At 67.3% G+C, this 272-nt stretch carries 1 protein-coding gene; it reads left to right on the top strand.

From position 1 onward, the window contains the following. On the top strand, window positions 1–272 hold a 272-nt coding region (locus SREC43747_RS20090), incomplete at both ends, for a HAMP domain-containing protein (RefSeq protein WP_037332904.1).

Raw genomic sequence — 272 nt, 5'->3', positions numbered from 1 at the left:
GCTCGGCGGGCAGGCCCGGGTGCACGGGGTGGCCGGCACGTGGAAGGACCTCACCGACAGCGTCAACACCATGGCCGCCAACCTGACCAACCAGGTGCGCAACATCGCGCAGGTCACGACCGCGGTCGCTCGCGGTGACCTGTCCAAGAAGATCGATGTGGACGCCAACGGGGAGATCCTGGAGCTGAAGAACACCATCAACACGATGGTCGACCAGCTCTCCGCGTTCGCCGACGAAGTGACCCGGGTGGCGCGGGAGGTGGGCACCGAGG

This window comes from Saccharopolyspora rectivirgula DSM 43747 (genome assembly GCF_000497205.1).
Taxonomy (GTDB): Bacteria; Actinomycetota; Actinomycetes; order Mycobacteriales; family Pseudonocardiaceae; genus Saccharopolyspora; species Saccharopolyspora rectivirgula.
Note: the sequence above shows the minus strand (reverse complement) of the source record. Positions and strands in the feature narration are given on the sequence as shown.